This is a genomic window from Nocardia sp. NPDC046763 (assembly GCF_040645495.1).
Taxonomy (GTDB): Bacteria; Actinomycetota; Actinomycetes; order Mycobacteriales; family Mycobacteriaceae; genus Nocardia.
In genome coordinates this window covers 472,349-485,810 of record NZ_JBEYYI010000002.1, presented here as the reverse complement: position 1 = coordinate 485,810, position 13,462 = coordinate 472,349, and the positions used below count along the sequence as shown (strand labels likewise).

At 66.1% G+C, this 13,462-nt stretch carries 13 protein-coding genes and 3 tRNA genes; 7 read left to right on the top strand and 9 right to left on the bottom strand.

The window, feature by feature from the left end:
- On the top strand, positions 1-471 hold a 471-nt coding region (locus tag ABZ909_RS05030), incomplete at its 5' end, for an IPT/TIG domain-containing protein (RefSeq protein ID WP_356996291.1).
- Positions 472-569: 98 nt separating this feature from the next.
- Here the strand turns inward: ABZ909_RS05030 and ABZ909_RS05025 are convergent.
- Positions 570-893, bottom strand: coding sequence for a hypothetical protein (locus ABZ909_RS05025; RefSeq protein ID WP_356996290.1), 324 nt, complete (start codon positions 891-893; stop codon positions 570-572).
- A gap of 649 nt (positions 894-1,542) precedes the next feature.
- Between ABZ909_RS05025 and ABZ909_RS05020 the strand changes: the two genes are divergently transcribed.
- The 4 genes from ABZ909_RS05020 to ABZ909_RS05005 all read left to right on the top strand — a co-directional run bounded on the left by ABZ909_RS05020 (position 1,543) and on the right by ABZ909_RS05005 (position 6,325).
- Positions 1,543-2,727, top strand: a complete 1,185-nt coding sequence (locus tag ABZ909_RS05020; protein WP_356996289.1) for an alkane 1-monooxygenase — start codon at positions 1,543-1,545, stop codon at positions 2,725-2,727.
- A gap of 521 nt (positions 2,728-3,248) precedes the next feature.
- A complete protein-coding gene (locus ABZ909_RS05015; protein ID WP_356996288.1) occupies positions 3,249-4,628 on the top strand; it encodes a lipase family protein in 1,380 nt (459 codons plus the stop codon).
- Positions 4,629-5,164: 536 nt separating this feature from the next.
- Positions 5,165-5,968: an SAM-dependent methyltransferase gene (locus ABZ909_RS05010; RefSeq protein ID WP_356996287.1), complete on the top strand. Its 804-nt coding sequence runs from the start codon at positions 5,165-5,167 to the stop codon at positions 5,966-5,968.
- A 138-nt stretch (positions 5,969-6,106) separates the two neighbouring features.
- Entirely contained in the window at positions 6,107-6,325 is a 219-nt protein-coding gene (locus tag ABZ909_RS05005; protein ID WP_356996286.1) for a hypothetical protein, read from the top strand.
- 175 nt (positions 6,326-6,500) lie between these two features.
- Here ABZ909_RS05005 and ABZ909_RS05000 read toward each other — a convergent pair.
- From ABZ909_RS05000 to ABZ909_RS04990, 3 genes are all read right to left on the bottom strand, one after another.
- Positions 6,501-6,573 (bottom strand) — tRNA-Arg (locus ABZ909_RS05000).
- Between the two features lie 36 nt (positions 6,574-6,609).
- A tRNA-Ser gene (locus ABZ909_RS04995) sits at positions 6,610-6,699 on the bottom strand.
- Between the two features lie 88 nt (positions 6,700-6,787).
- The gene (locus ABZ909_RS04990; protein ID WP_356996285.1) at positions 6,788-7,477 is read right to left on the bottom strand and encodes a dienelactone hydrolase family protein; all 690 of its coding nucleotides are present in this window, start codon (positions 7,475-7,477) and stop codon (positions 6,788-6,790) included.
- A gap of 166 nt (positions 7,478-7,643) precedes the next feature.
- On the opposite strand from ABZ909_RS04990, the gene hisC reads away from it, so the two are divergent.
- A complete protein-coding gene (gene hisC, locus ABZ909_RS04985; protein ID WP_356996284.1) occupies positions 7,644-8,723 on the top strand; it encodes a histidinol-phosphate transaminase in 1,080 nt (359 codons plus the stop codon).
- Between the two features lie 8 nt (positions 8,724-8,731).
- Here hisC and ABZ909_RS04980 read toward each other — a convergent pair whose 3' ends face one another.
- The gene (locus ABZ909_RS04980; protein ID WP_356996283.1) at positions 8,732-9,781 is read right to left on the bottom strand and encodes an alpha/beta hydrolase family protein; all 1,050 of its coding nucleotides are present in this window, start codon (positions 9,779-9,781) and stop codon (positions 8,732-8,734) included.
- A gap of 605 nt (positions 9,782-10,386) precedes the next feature.
- On the opposite strand from ABZ909_RS04980, the gene ABZ909_RS04975 reads away from it, so the two are divergent.
- Positions 10,387-10,665, top strand: coding sequence for a GreA/GreB family elongation factor (locus ABZ909_RS04975; protein ID WP_356996282.1), 279 nt, complete (start codon positions 10,387-10,389; stop codon positions 10,663-10,665).
- Between the two features lie 347 nt (positions 10,666-11,012).
- Here ABZ909_RS04975 and ABZ909_RS04970 read toward each other — a convergent pair whose 3' ends face one another.
- The 4 genes from ABZ909_RS04970 to ABZ909_RS04955 all read right to left on the bottom strand — a co-directional run bounded on the left by ABZ909_RS04970 (position 11,013) and on the right by ABZ909_RS04955 (position 13,355).
- On the bottom strand, positions 11,013-11,297 hold the full coding sequence (locus ABZ909_RS04970; RefSeq protein ID WP_356996281.1) for a hypothetical protein: 285 nt from the start codon (positions 11,295-11,297) through the stop codon (positions 11,013-11,015).
- A 129-nt stretch (positions 11,298-11,426) separates the two neighbouring features.
- A tRNA-Ser gene (locus ABZ909_RS04965) sits at positions 11,427-11,511 on the bottom strand.
- Positions 11,512-11,575: 64 nt separating this feature from the next.
- Positions 11,576-12,010 (bottom strand): MarR family transcriptional regulator, encoded by a 435-nt coding sequence (locus tag ABZ909_RS04960; protein ID WP_356996330.1) that lies wholly within the window; start codon positions 12,008-12,010, stop codon positions 11,576-11,578.
- Between the two features lie 166 nt (positions 12,011-12,176).
- On the bottom strand, positions 12,177-13,355 hold the full coding sequence (locus ABZ909_RS04955; RefSeq protein WP_356996280.1) for a lactate 2-monooxygenase: 1,179 nt from the start codon (positions 13,353-13,355) through the stop codon (positions 12,177-12,179).
- Between the last annotated feature and the right edge of the window lie 107 nt (positions 13,356-13,462).

Here is a 13,462-nt window from a genome sequence, read left to right as displayed (position 1 = left end):
AGTCCCGGCCAGGGAACGACCGCGGGCGGGACGACGGTGACACTGACCGGGTCGGGTCTGACCGGCGTCACCGCGGTGAATTTCGGTGGCACACCCGCGACCTCGTTCACCGTGAACTCCGATACCCAGATCACCGCAGTCGCCCCCGCGGGCACCGGGATCGTGTCGGTCACCGTCACCGGACCCGGTGGCACCAGCAATCCGGTCACCTACGTCTACGTCGTCGTTCCGGCCATCACCTCCCTGTCCCCGACCTCCGGACCCACCGCGGGCGGCAACAACGTGACGATCGGGGGCACCGGATTCACCGGCCCGTTGACCGTCCGATTCGGCACGACCGCAACGGTATTCACCGTGAACTCCGCAACCCAGATCACCGCCGTCGCCCCGGCCCATGCGACCGGGACAGTGCAGGTGACCGTCACCGGATCGGGCGGAACCAGCAGCGGCGTCGCCTACACCTACATCTGAGAGCGAATGCGGCTGGACCGTAGGTGGGCCATTGCCCGCCGGCGGCTCAGCCGCGTCGCGATCAAACGGAGCGCGGGTTCGGATCGGGATGTGTGTCGTTACAAGGTGGTTGCGGCGCTGACTGCGCGGATGGCGCGGTAGGCGAGCAGGTGGGTCAGGAACAGATGCGGGTGCTCGTCCCGCAGGGCATACAGCGCGGCCGTGTGGGTGGCACGGTCGGGAGTCTGCGGTAGGCCCAGCTCGTCGAACAGCACCGTCTGCAGATCCGGTTCGGAATCGAGGTCGACCAGCCGGCCGATCGTTCGGCAGGCCGCGGCACGAAACTGTGCAGCCGTGTCGAGCAATTGCTGGTGCCTTTCCGCGTTGAGATCGTCGAGGTTGCCTGTCACCGGGCCGGCATCGATGGAGATCAAGTCGGTCATGACATGCATTCGTCACCGACATGTGCCCGGATCACTGCAGTTCGGCGTGCCCGTGGCCATTGAGAGATGCCGACCTCGACTTGGCAGAAGTTACGGGATGCAGCGCCCCTGCGGCAGCACCGGTGTGGTGATAGAACGTTCACACTTCGACCACCGGACAAGCTGCCCGGCAACAGATTCGACGCCCGCTCACCGGTCCGCCACCTATCGCGGAGTGCGGGACACGCCGATGATCGAAGACCTCTTCAGACAGGACCGAATCCGCACGCCAGCGCTGTACATGACTTCGAACATTCACAGGCGGTCGGTGACGGACGTGAAAAGCAGAACGAAAGTCATCACATTTCAGAATCCCCAGTCCGGGAAGAATTCTCCTTTTTGCCCGAATAGGTTCGCGAGCGTCGACGTCGTCCCCGTGTGGGGACACGCACCCGCTATGCTTCGTAGTCCATGGCGAGCCCGATCGTTCAGGGTCAGCGCCACCAGGGGAACCAAGATCATCATGAATTGGGCCGTGGCCGATCAGAATAGACAGGATCCGGCCAGTTTGCGTGCGGCTCACAAGCTTTCGCTCAGGCCCGGCGACAGCTGAAGAACAATTCGATACCGGCCGACGGCTGCGATCGCTGCTACTGGGAAGGACATACTGATGAAGCCAGCCTCGAGAAAAGCGCGTTGGGCCGGCAAACACTCGGCTTCACCGGATGCCAAGCGGTACCTATGGGTGCTGGGGTCGATCGCTCCTACCTGTGCGCTGTTGCCTTCCCAGTTGGTTGCGCGGACCGGGTGGGAGGTGCTGTGGTGGATCGGGCCGATCATCGCGCTGATCCTGGTACCAGCGTTGGATTGGCTGGTGGGTGAGGACGGCACAAATCCACGTGACGAGGACTACGAGTTGCTGTCCAACGACCGGTATTACCGGTGGTGCACATATCTGTTCCTGCCCGTTCAATTGATCGGCCTGGCGATCGCGACTCATATGTGGTCTCGCGACGAACTCAGCGTCGTCGACAAACTCGGTCTGTCCACCACCGTCGGTGTCGTCGGCGCGATCGGGATCAATGCCGCGCACGAACTCGGTCATCGCGTCGAACATCTGGAGCGGTGGCTGGCGAAATTCGCCCTCGCCCAGTCGAGTTACGGGCATTTCTACGTCGAGCACAACAAGGGCCACCATGCCCGAGTGGCCACCCCCGAAGACCCTGCCAGCGCCCGGCTGGGCGAGTCGTTGTGGGAATTCTTGCCGCGCAGCGTGATCGGCGGATTCGGTTCGGCGCTCCGGCTGGAGCAGGGCCGCTTGCAGCGCAAGGGGTTACGGTGGTGGACCATCCACAACAACATCCTGCAAGCCTGGTCGATGACGCTGGTACTGTATGCGACCCTGCTGCTTGCGTTCGGCCCGAAAATGCTGCCCTACCTGCTGCTGCAGGCAGTGCTCGGGGCCGGACTACTGGAAACGGTCAATTACGTCGAGCACTACGGGCTGTTGCGGCGGCAGTTGCCCAACGGCCGCTGGGCCCGATGCTCTCCGGCCGACAGCTGGAACTCCGACCGGATGGTCACCAATATCTTCCTGTTCCATTTGCAGCGACACAGCGACCATCACGCCAATCCGGGACGCCGATACCAGACATTGCGCAGTTCCGGTGAGGCACCGCAGCTTCCAGCGGGCTATGCCACCATGATCCTGCTCGCGGCCGTACCTCCATTGTGGCGGCGTGTGATGGATCCCCGGGTCCTGGCCCACTACAACGGCGATATCACCCGCGCCAACATCCAGCCCCGAAAACGCAAAACAATCCTGGCAAACCAGGGCGAGGCCGCCACCGCATGACTGGGTCCACAACCAGTTTCAACGACAGGCGATTTCAACGACAGGCGATGGTGTGCGCGTGTGTCTTTCGGTGTCGACGACATCGCGGGTCGAATGGGGGCATGATCCGATCGTCTCCTGGACTTCTACCGCGTGCTGGCGCGCCACGCAGGACACATTGCACAGAAAGTGCACTGGCGGGGGGTGTTTCGCTCGGTGAGGGTTGCTGCGTCCAGGTCTCGAGATGATCGGGTTCATCGATGATCTCGCTACGACATTCGCGTACGTTTCCCCGGGCGTCGAGGTATTCAATTTCAAGTCATTGGAGAGCCGCACTGGTTCCGGTGACGGCAACAGTGAACCGTCATCAGCGAGTAGATGTGCCCCGTCTCGTTGCTCTCGAACGTGTCGTCGACCCGGATGCGATCGACACTATCCAGATACCGAGAGAGCGACCACAGCCGCTTTGATAAAGTCGCTTCGCATCGTCCCACAATAGGCGATACTCCCGGCAGCTTCGTCCAAGAAAAGGATGTGGGCTTGTGAGAGCGTTCCTGACAGTTGTGGTTTCCGTTCTTGTCGGTTGTTCCCTGTTGGGCAATCAGCCCGCTCGGGCGGACGAGGACCCGCCCAGCGGGCCGGCGACGCCACCGGGGAATCCCCTATCATCGCCACTACAGAACTGGATCAACGACAACATACCGGCGCCATTTTTGCCGGTAGATCCGCGACAACCCGCCGGTGATCAGTCGGCATTATGGCGTGCGGTGTTGTCACCACCGGCGGGGGATCCGGCCTTCGACGAATGGCCCGCGAATCTCGCCGACCTGTATCCCGGGCAGATCATCCAAGCACGTGACGTCACAGCGACGGCAGGCCAGCATATGGCAACACCGATCGGGCGTGCGTTGTTGTTGAAGTTCCGCTCCACCTCGGCGACGGGCGCACCCTCCTTCGGCACCGCGACATTGATCATCCCGGCGGCCGAATGGAACGGTCCGGGGCCCCGCCCGGTAGAGGTGAATGCCTTGCCGATCAACGCACTCGGGGCTCACTGCACCCCGGGCTATCAGCTGTCACACGGCATACTCGATAAACCCAACACCGATCTCGCCTGGTTTTTCCCGGCCATGTGGTGGGCCCTCGGCCAGGGGCACGCGGTTCTCGTGCCCGACCATGAGGGCCCACTGATGGCATATGGCGAGCCGAATGTGGCCGGGCACGTGATGCTCGATTCTATTCGCGCCGTCCGCAACGCCCTGTCGGCCGAGTTCGGTGACAGCCGCTATGTAGCCGTCGGCTACTCGGGTGGAGCGATCGCCTCCTACGCGACTGCAATGCTGCAAAGCGAGTACGCGCCAGACCTGTCGAATGTCCTGACTGGCGTCGCTTCGGGTGGACTGGTCACCGACTACTCGGACATGGCCCACCGCTTCAACGGCTGGATCGCGTCCGGCATCCTCATGTCGGTGTCGCTGGCGATAGCGCGCGAACATCCGGAGATGCTCCAGTACATGAACCATCTCGGGCAGTTGGTGGCGACTTCTCCGTTGCGAGACATGTGTGGTGACGCCGATGGGCCGCTGGGCGCGGTCGGTATCCCGATGGACGTCGCGGCGAATATCGGCAACTCGCTCGACAGCCCGATTGCCGAAGAGCTGTACGGCCAGCTGGATCTGACCAATCGGACGTCGGGTGTACCGCTGTACATTTACCACGGTGCGTCGGATCCCTGGATTCCCATCCAGGACGCTCAGCGTATGTACGGCGAACAATGCAGCCGCGGTGTTCCGGCCGTATTCCGCGTCGTGCCCGGCGAGCACCTGAGCAGTTACGTCACTGGGTATCCCGGACTCGACGACTGGATCAACGAACGGCTGCGTGGCGCACCGGCACCGAGCGAATGCCCTGCGCCGCGCTGAGTCTGGTTTGATATGCCGCACCATTGTGGCGCGACTTGGTCGGCGAGAAATATTGTGGTCCGACTTATAACGGCGGGTGCCTCGCGCCCGCCGTTCGGCGTCCAGTAGCCGCGACACGTACCCGACCAGTCCCCGGGGGAACGGCGAGCACTGCAGGACAGGCGATCACGTGGAATCCTTCCGGCAGACGCGATCCTGTGTCGAGAACCCATCCACCGGGGACTCCACGCCCATCTCTACATCCCGAACGGGATGTCCCCTTCCGGCCCGCCGTGAACCCATCGACAGGAGCCCCGGGAAAGCCGCGCGCAGTGGCTGCGCTGACCGATCCGGTGTTCCAGGCGTCCAGGGCGCCGGCGACGCTACCCAGCGGCCGGCTCCGGTATTGCCGTTCGGGCCCTGTGCGCGGACCACTGACGATAAAATGTGTTGGTCGCATCGTTTGTTCGCACTCGAATCACCTTGGTAGCAAGAGTTTTCGGAGCAGAAAGGGACGATCTGCGATATCCGCTCACGGTGATGCTCACTTTTCGGCGGTGAATCTGCACTTCGACCGCCCCCACTGCGCCAGAATGTACGACTGGTTCATCGGTGGAAAGAACAACTACGAGGCCGACCGGCAAGCGGCCGCCGAAGTGGAAAAGGTGTACCCGAACGTGCGGATCGCGGCATTGGCGAACCGGCATTTCATGCATCGCGCGATCCGCCACGTCGCCCAGGCAGGGATCAGACAGTTCCTCGACATCGGCACCGGCCTGCCGACCGCGCCGAACCTGCATCAGATCGCCCAGGCCGTCGCACCGGACGCCCGGGTGATCTACACCGACAACGACCCGCTGGTGCTGGCTCATTCGCGGGCGTTGATGTTCGGCACCGACGAGGGCCGCATCGCGTACGTTCTCGCCGATGTCGCCGACCCGCAGTCGATCCTCGGCGCCGAGGAAGTTCGTGCCACCCTCGACTTCACCGAGCCGATCGCGTTGTGCCTGATCGCGTTGCTGCACTTCGTATCCGACGAATACGCCTACCCCGCGGTGCGCATGCTCGTCGACGCGCTGCCAGCGGGCTCGTATGTAATCGGGTCCCACGCCGCCGCCGATCTGAACCCCGAGGGATCCGCGCGTCTGGCCGCGGTGTGCAACGCCAACGGCGTGGCCTTGGTATTGCGCGACCGGGAACAGGTGCTGCGGTTCTTCGACGAGCTCGACTTCCTCGCCCCCGGCTTGACCACACCGCACCGGTGGCGACCGGACCCGGCCTGCATCAACCTCTCGGAGCAGGCTCTCGCCGAGCGCGACCGCGACGTCATGCAGCATGCCGCGGTGGCACGCAAAACCTGAACCCGCCGACCACCGCCGGTCCGGGCTCGGCACGACTACATGTGTGGGCCTGAAAGCACGTCTGATGGTCAAGTTCAAGCGCGCTCGCGGGCGGCTGCTCTCGCACGCCGCGCCCCGCGGTTCTCGGTCGTCGAGACCGTGGTCGACCCCTCGAAAGAGAATGTGCCGCAACGACAGTTGCTGCCCTACTGGATCGGGCTGCAGATGGCCGACTCGACTCAGGTCACCATGATCCACGGTCACGGCGCCAAGGATCGCGGCTCGCTGTGCGAAGAGATTCCGTTCACCACCCGGGTGTCCGCCACGTGCAGGAAGACGGCCGGCCCGGTTCCCGCCGCGCCCGCGTGTACGAGGTAACCGACGAAGACTGCGACAGGAGCGCCAGCGCTATCGCCCGCGTCCACGCCCGATCATTCCCGCGGAGTTCGCCTACCGTGACGAGTTCCGGTGGACCGGGGTTGTCGTCAAATGATGTCGTCAATGGAACGACAGACGCCCCTCCGCATCGAGCGAAAGGGCATCTGACCTGAAGCGCGCCCGGAGAGACTCGAACTCCCAACCTTCTGATCCGTAGTCAGATGCTCTATCCGTTGAGCTACGGGCGCATGGCTATTCAAATGTGCACCCGGCGTACCGGGCGGTGGCGGAGGCGAGAGGATTTGAACCTCCGGTCCCCGTGAAGGGACAACTCATTAGCAGTGAGTCCCATTCGGCCGCTCTGGCACGCCTCCTGGTGCCCCTCTTCGAGGGCGCCGGTTCCTTTCGAACCGCCGGGACAGAAGATTACACAGCGGGTGACCAATAGGCCAAATCGGCTGGTCAGCGTAGGTGCGAGTCGAACCATTCGTAGATTCTGGTCTGGGCGTCGAGGACCGAGACGTCGTCGAGGGCGGCGGGGTCGAAGCCGGGGTGGTCGGGGCGGTGGTGAAGACCGGGGTAGGTGACCACGAGGGTGGCAACGTCGGCGTGGGCGGCGGCCTCGCGCAGGCGGTCGACCTGATCGGGCGGGGTCAGCGGGTCGTCCTCGCCGAAGAGACCGAGCCAGGGCGCCTGGAAGGCGGGGGCGGCGGCGAGCAGAGCGACGGCCTGCGGGGTGAGCGGGGTTTCGATGCCGGGGGCCGCGACGCTCACGGCCGCGCCGATACGGCGATTGGTGGCGACCAGGGCGGCGGCGGTGCCGGCCGAGTCGAAGCCGAGCACGCCGATGCAGTCGCGGTAGACGCCGTGGCCGGTGAGCCACTCGAAGCAGGCGTCGAAGTCGGCGAACAGGTCCTCGCCGAAGATCGGGTGGGTGCTGCCGTTGGCGGGGCGGTGGAAGAGGTCGGGGGCCAGGACGGTCCACCCGTCGTCGGCGAGCGCGCGCATGAGTTCCAGCAATGGCTCGGTGAATTCACGTGATTCGTGCAGCACCACGATGCCGCCGCGCGCATGCCCCTCGGGTTCTAGCACAGTGAGCGGAACCGTGGTCGTGTCGTGCACAGGGGCGAGATCTCGATAGATGCCCGACATACGGCCACTGTAGTTGTGCTAGGTAAAAACGGGATAAATCTTTCTCAGGGTCCGATATCCCGGAGATATTCCGGCCGAGTCCCATTCGGTCCCACGCAACTCCCGATCGGGCAGACCAGGCGACACCCCGGAGCGACCGCGGACGGCCGGGACATAGGGTGGAGGGGTGAGCGCGCACATTCGCCCGGACCTCGATGCCATCCCGGCGTACGTCGCCGGCAAGACGCACCCCGGCGCGGTGAAGCTGGCCAGCAACGAGACCACCTTCCCGCCGCTGCCGTCGGTGACCAAGGCCATTGCCGAGGCGGTCGAGCTGTCGAACCGGTACCCGGACAACCACGCCATCGAATTGCGTGGCGCCCTCGCGGATTTCCTGGGTGTGGAGCTCGAGAACGTGGCGGCCGGCTGCGGCAGCGTGGCGCTGTGCCAGGAGCTGGTACAGATCACCTGCCGCAAACCCGAGGATGAGGTGCTGTTCGCCTGGCGCTCGTTCGAGGCGTACCCGATCGTCACCCAGGTTGCGGGCGCCCGGGCGGTGCAGGTGCCGCTGGACGGCGAATTCACCCATGATCTGGACGCTTTGGCGGCGGCCATCACCCCGAACACCCGGGTGGTCTTCGTCTGCAACCCGAACAACCCGACCGGCACCGCCCGCGGCAGGGCGGAGATCGTCGAGTTCCTCGACCGGGTGCCCTCCGACGTGCTGGTGGTACTGGACGAGGCGTACTTCGAATACCTGCGCATGCCCGCCGAGGACTTCCCCGACGGCGTCGAGCTGGGCCGCACCCGGCCGAATGTGCTGGTGCTGCGGACGTTTTCGAAGGCGTACGGACTGGCCGGCCTGCGGGTCGGGTACGCGGTCGGCGCGCCCGAGGTGATCACCGCGCTCATGAAGGTGCATATCCCGTTCAGCGTGAGCCGGGTGGCGCAGGCGGCGGCCATCGCCTCGCTGGAGGCGCGGCACGAACTGCTGGAGCGCACCGATACCGTTGTGGCCGAACGCGATCGCATGCGGGAGGCGCTGCTCGCGGCGGGCTACCGGGTGCCGGTGAGCCACTCCAACTTCGTCTGGCTGCCACTGGGCGAGCGCAGCGCCGAGTACGGTGCGGCGAGCACCGAGGCGGGCGTCATCATCCGGCCCTACGGCACCGACGGCGTACGCGTCACCGCGGGCGACCCGCACGAGAACGACGCCTTCCTGCGCTTCGCCACGGATCCGGAGATCGTCGCCCGTTTCGTCGGCTGAACGTTCCGCTACCCGATGCCCAGTCCCGCGGCCATGGTCGGCCAGGAGCGGGGCAGTTCGTCGGCCCAGTAGGGCCAGGAGTGGGTTCCGGTGGGCCGGCGGTGGACCGTGGCCGGGATCGCCAATTGCGCCAGCCGGTCGGCCAATTGGCGGGTGCACATGTCGGCGCCCGCCTCGATCGGCCCGCCGAACAGCACGGCGTTGCGCAGGTCCGGATTGCCCGGAGTGTCGTGTTCCCCGGGCAGCCCGCTGCCGGACGACAGGTAGATCGCCTTGCCGCGCAAGGCTTCCGCCCGGGCCAGCACGTCGTGGTCGGCCCACTGGGGATCGTCGGACGGGCCGAACATATTGTCCGGATCCCCGCCGAACGTCCCGACCACGGCCCGGGCCTGCGCCTGCCCGAAGTCGGAACTCATTGCGTAGCAGCCGCTGTGCGCCGCCACCGCGCGATACAGGCCCGGATTGCGGGTGGCCAGCATCATGGCCGCCTCCGCGCCCATGGAGACGCCCTCCAGGCCGTTCATGCCGTCCCCGCCGAAGCGGGCGTCGATGAGCGGCGGCAGCTCGCGGGTCAGGAAGGTCTCCCACCGATTGGTGCCGAGCTTGGGATCGCTGCGCCGCCAGTCGGTGTAGTAGCTGGCGGGGCCGCCGAGGGTGAAGACCACATTCACGTTCTTGTCGGCGAAGAAGGGCAGCGCGCCGCCGCGGCCGGTCCAGTTGTTGACATCGGGTGCGGCGCTGCGGCCGTCGAGCATGTAGACGGTCGGACGGGGGCTGTCACGGTGCGCGGGTAGCAGTACCTGGACCTCGACGGTGCGGCCCATGGCCGGGGAGGCGACGAAGACGGCGAGCAGGTTCCCGGCCACGGTCTCGACCCGTTCGATGCGCGCCTGGGCGGGGTGGACCGGATCGAGGCCCGGCGCGGACTCCTCATTGGAGCCGGTCTCCACGGGTGGATCGGTCAAGGCGAGTGGGGCTTCGATGGTCGCCGCACCGGCGAGGAGGGCAGCGCTCGCGAAGGCACCGAACAAGCGACTCGCGATGCGACGGCTGGCCACCCAGCCACATTTACCAGAAACCGCCGCTCGGCGTTCAGCAGAGACCACCAGTCCGCATTTGCCGGGAACCGCCCGATCGGCGCAGGGCACGCACAAGGCCTGGCCAGGCGACGACTGGTGGGCGGCCATCCTGGCCACGCTCACCTACGGCGCTCACCGCTGATATCCGCCACTCCGGACGCGGCCCACGTGGACATGCGCGCCGGCCGCCGCGTGCTCATCGTCGCCGCGAATCGCGACGCGCTCGCCCGTCTGGTCGGCGATGCCCGAGGGAAGCTACGCGGCGGCGAGCGCTTGCGCTGCAGCGGGCGGCAGCGAGCAAGTCGACCGGCGGCGGATGGATCCGCTTCCACTGCTACACCGGTGCTGGCTGCGGCGCCGGCCGCGGATTCACCCTCGGCCGTGTGCACGTTGATCACGACGAGCTGCAGAAGGATCTCGCTCCGGGCGTGATCGGTGCCACGGCCGGGCCGACCATTACGCACCACTGACCGTCACCGCCAACGGCAGACGGTTCACGCCACCCTGAAACGGCATCCGCAAACTGCGAGATACCAAGGCGGGCAAGCTAACCCCGGCCTTGCCCGCCTACGGAAAGGTGGAGAGTGAACCTCCTCCCCAAGACCAAGATCGTGCTAGTCGGATCGCGCCTCATCCTGACCAAGGTCAATGAGGACGGCACCACCGCCCGCCATCATGACGGCACGATTGCCATGCAGTTCCGCTACACGATCGTGCCCGACAGCGAAGCTGATGCAATCTCGGACCGGTACTCGGAAAGCCTGCCCGCGAGCCAGGCCCTCTTGGGGCAGCTGCTCGGCGACATCGTCGAAACCACAATCGACGACGAACCGATCCGCCTGCGAGTGCAGAGCATCGATTGACAGGCAGGCGGGCGGCGCTGTCGGTCCGCGCCTCGGCCATTCGAGGAGGACCATCCATGGCCGTCCGCCGCACGACGACACAGAAGGGCCACGGTTGGAAGCATCAGCAACAGCGCGAGGCCCTGCTGGCCCGGCACCGGACACACAGATCGATCGCAATGCCGACAAGCCCCGGCTTGTCGTGCCGAGTGCGGCTTTCATCGCCCCCGCGAGAAATCCGTGTTTGTTCGCAATGGTTTTACCGCTGGAACCCGCACTCTTCTGAGCTTTGACCCAATTCGTCATGTGGGTCTCGGTCAGCGCGATCAGGGGTAGCTGGAGCAGTTCCTCGCCAAAATCGTTGCGGGTCATTGCGTGATAGCGGTCGATCGTCCCGTCCTCTGCACGGGTGAGCGATCCGATACGGGTGGAAGCCAATCACCAAGCAGTACCGTCTGATCGGCGGCGGCCCGGACCTGTGCCGCGAGAAATCGGCGCGCTTCATCGGGGCCGACTTCGTCGAGGAGCTTTTCCAGCGAAGGCCGGTCGCGTTGGTCCTCGACGGACTCGGACGTCTGTACCCCGTTGTGGCGGAAGCAGATTTGCGTGTGGGTGGACTTGTCGGCGCGTTTGCGGACGCGGATTGTCGACATGACGCAACCCCATGTGTCGCGGTTTCGGTTGGGTCCGTCGGCATCCCTCGATGTCCGCCCTGTTGACCGCAAGTGTCGACCGCGAGGTCAGACCCTCGAAAAAACAGGGTCTGACCTGCACGTTCTCAGCGGAAGCGGAGGGATTTGAACCCCCGGTCGCTTTCACGACGCTCGCTTTCAAGGCGAGTGCATTCGGCCGCTCTGCCACGCTTCCAGGCGATCGATCCTAACCGATGGCGTGTGCGGTCTGCCTCCCACTTCCGGTTCGGGTGGACCCGTCAGTCGAGATCGGCTGTCGCGGGGGCGCCGGCGCGGTGGTCGGCGGCCAGGTTCACCAGGTCCAGGGCGGCGGCCACGGCGGCCAGCTGCTGGGGGGTGAGCAGATCCACGAAGAAGCGGCGCACCGCGGCGACATGACCGGGTGCGGCGGCGCGCAGGCGCCGCATGCCCTCCGCGGTGAGCTGGGCCAGCACGCCGCGGCCGTCGTCCTCACAGGCGATGCGGCGGACCATCTGCTGGGCCTCCATGCGGCGGATCTGGTGGGTGAGCCGGCTACGGGAGGAGAGCACGCCGTCGGCGAGATCACTCATGCGCAGCGAGCGCCCCGGCGCCTCGGACAGCTTCACCAGGATGCGGTAGTCGGCGAAGGACAGGTCGCAGTCGCGTTGTAGCTGCCGGTTGAGGTCGGCCATGAGCCGCTGGCTGCCGTCCATGTAGGCCCGCCAGGCGCGCTGCTGCTCCGGGGTGAGCCACCGCGGTTCGGCCCCGGCCCGGCCACCGGCCACCGGCTCGTTGTTGTGACGGCGTTTGATCGCTCCTCCTCAGCTCGCGGCCCGGACGAACGCGTTCCCACAGCAGGATTCCTTCCGCCGGGACGGCCTAAACGCGATAGGTGGAGATCATGGTCCGGCTCAGGTCGTGCAGGCTGGTACAGCCCGAAAGTCCCATGGCCGCATCGAAATCCGCGAGCAGGCAGCGCAGCGCGTGCCGCACGCCGTCGGCGCCGGCCAGGCCCAGGCCGTACACCCAGGGGCGGCCGTAGAGGACGGCCTTGGCGCCCAGCGAGAGCGCGATCATGACGTCGGAGCCGGTGCGGATGCCGGAGTCGAACAGCACATCCGCGCGATCGCCGACGGTGGCCACGATGGTCGGCAGCGCGTCCAGCGCGCCGACCGCCCCGTCCACCTGGCGGCCGCCGTGATTGCTCACCACCACCGCGTCCGCGCCCGCGTCCACCACCTGGCGGGCGTCGTCGGGGTGCAGCACGCCCTTCACCGCGATGGGCAGTTCGGTCCAGTCCCGCAGCCGGGCGATGTCGGCCGGGCGCAGACCGTGGTTGCCGAACAGCCCGATCCAGGTGAGCACCGCGGCCCGCATCGCCTCCTCGCTCTCCTCCGGCGGGGCGCTGAGCTTGGCGCGGAAGACCGGATCGGACAGATAGTTGGCAATGCCCTTGCCGTGCAGGAACGGCAGGTGACCGAGCTGCAGGTCGCGCGGCCGCCAGCCCAGGCTGGGGGTGTCGGCGGTGACGACGATGGCCTTGGCACCCGACTTCTCGGCGCGCTCGACGAAGGAGCGGGCCAGCTCCATGTCATTGGGCCAGTACAGCTGATACCACCAGTCGCCGGCCCGCGCGCCGACCTCCTCGATGGTGGAGGAGGCGGCGGTGGACAGGCACATGCCGATGCCCAGTTCCCGGGTGACCTCGGCGACCAGGGTCTCGCCGCGCTCCTGCAGCAACCCCAGCACGCCGATCGGCGCGGTGAGAATCGGTGCGGCCAAACGGGTTCCGAGCACATCCACCGACAGGTCGCGCGCCCCGGGCCCGCTGGCGCCGCGCAGTATGCGCGGCAGCAGCCGGTACCGCTCGAAGGCGGCGAGATTGGCGTGCGCGGTGCGTTCGGTGGACGCGCTACCCGCCACATAAGCGAAAGCCGCCGGATCCAGTACCTCCCGAGCTTTCTCCTCCAGGCCCGCCGCCGTCATGGGTAGCGCCGGGACGATGCCCGCGAGGCCGGAGAGATAGATCTCGTTCTGGAAATCGACGAAACTGCTCATGCCCCGGAACGCTAGTACCTTCCACCCCTGTGCGGAGGGGGTCGAAGTTACTTTCTGCGGGCGTAACCTTTCCGGCCCGGACGTGCGGCGTTATCGGGGTTTACGCA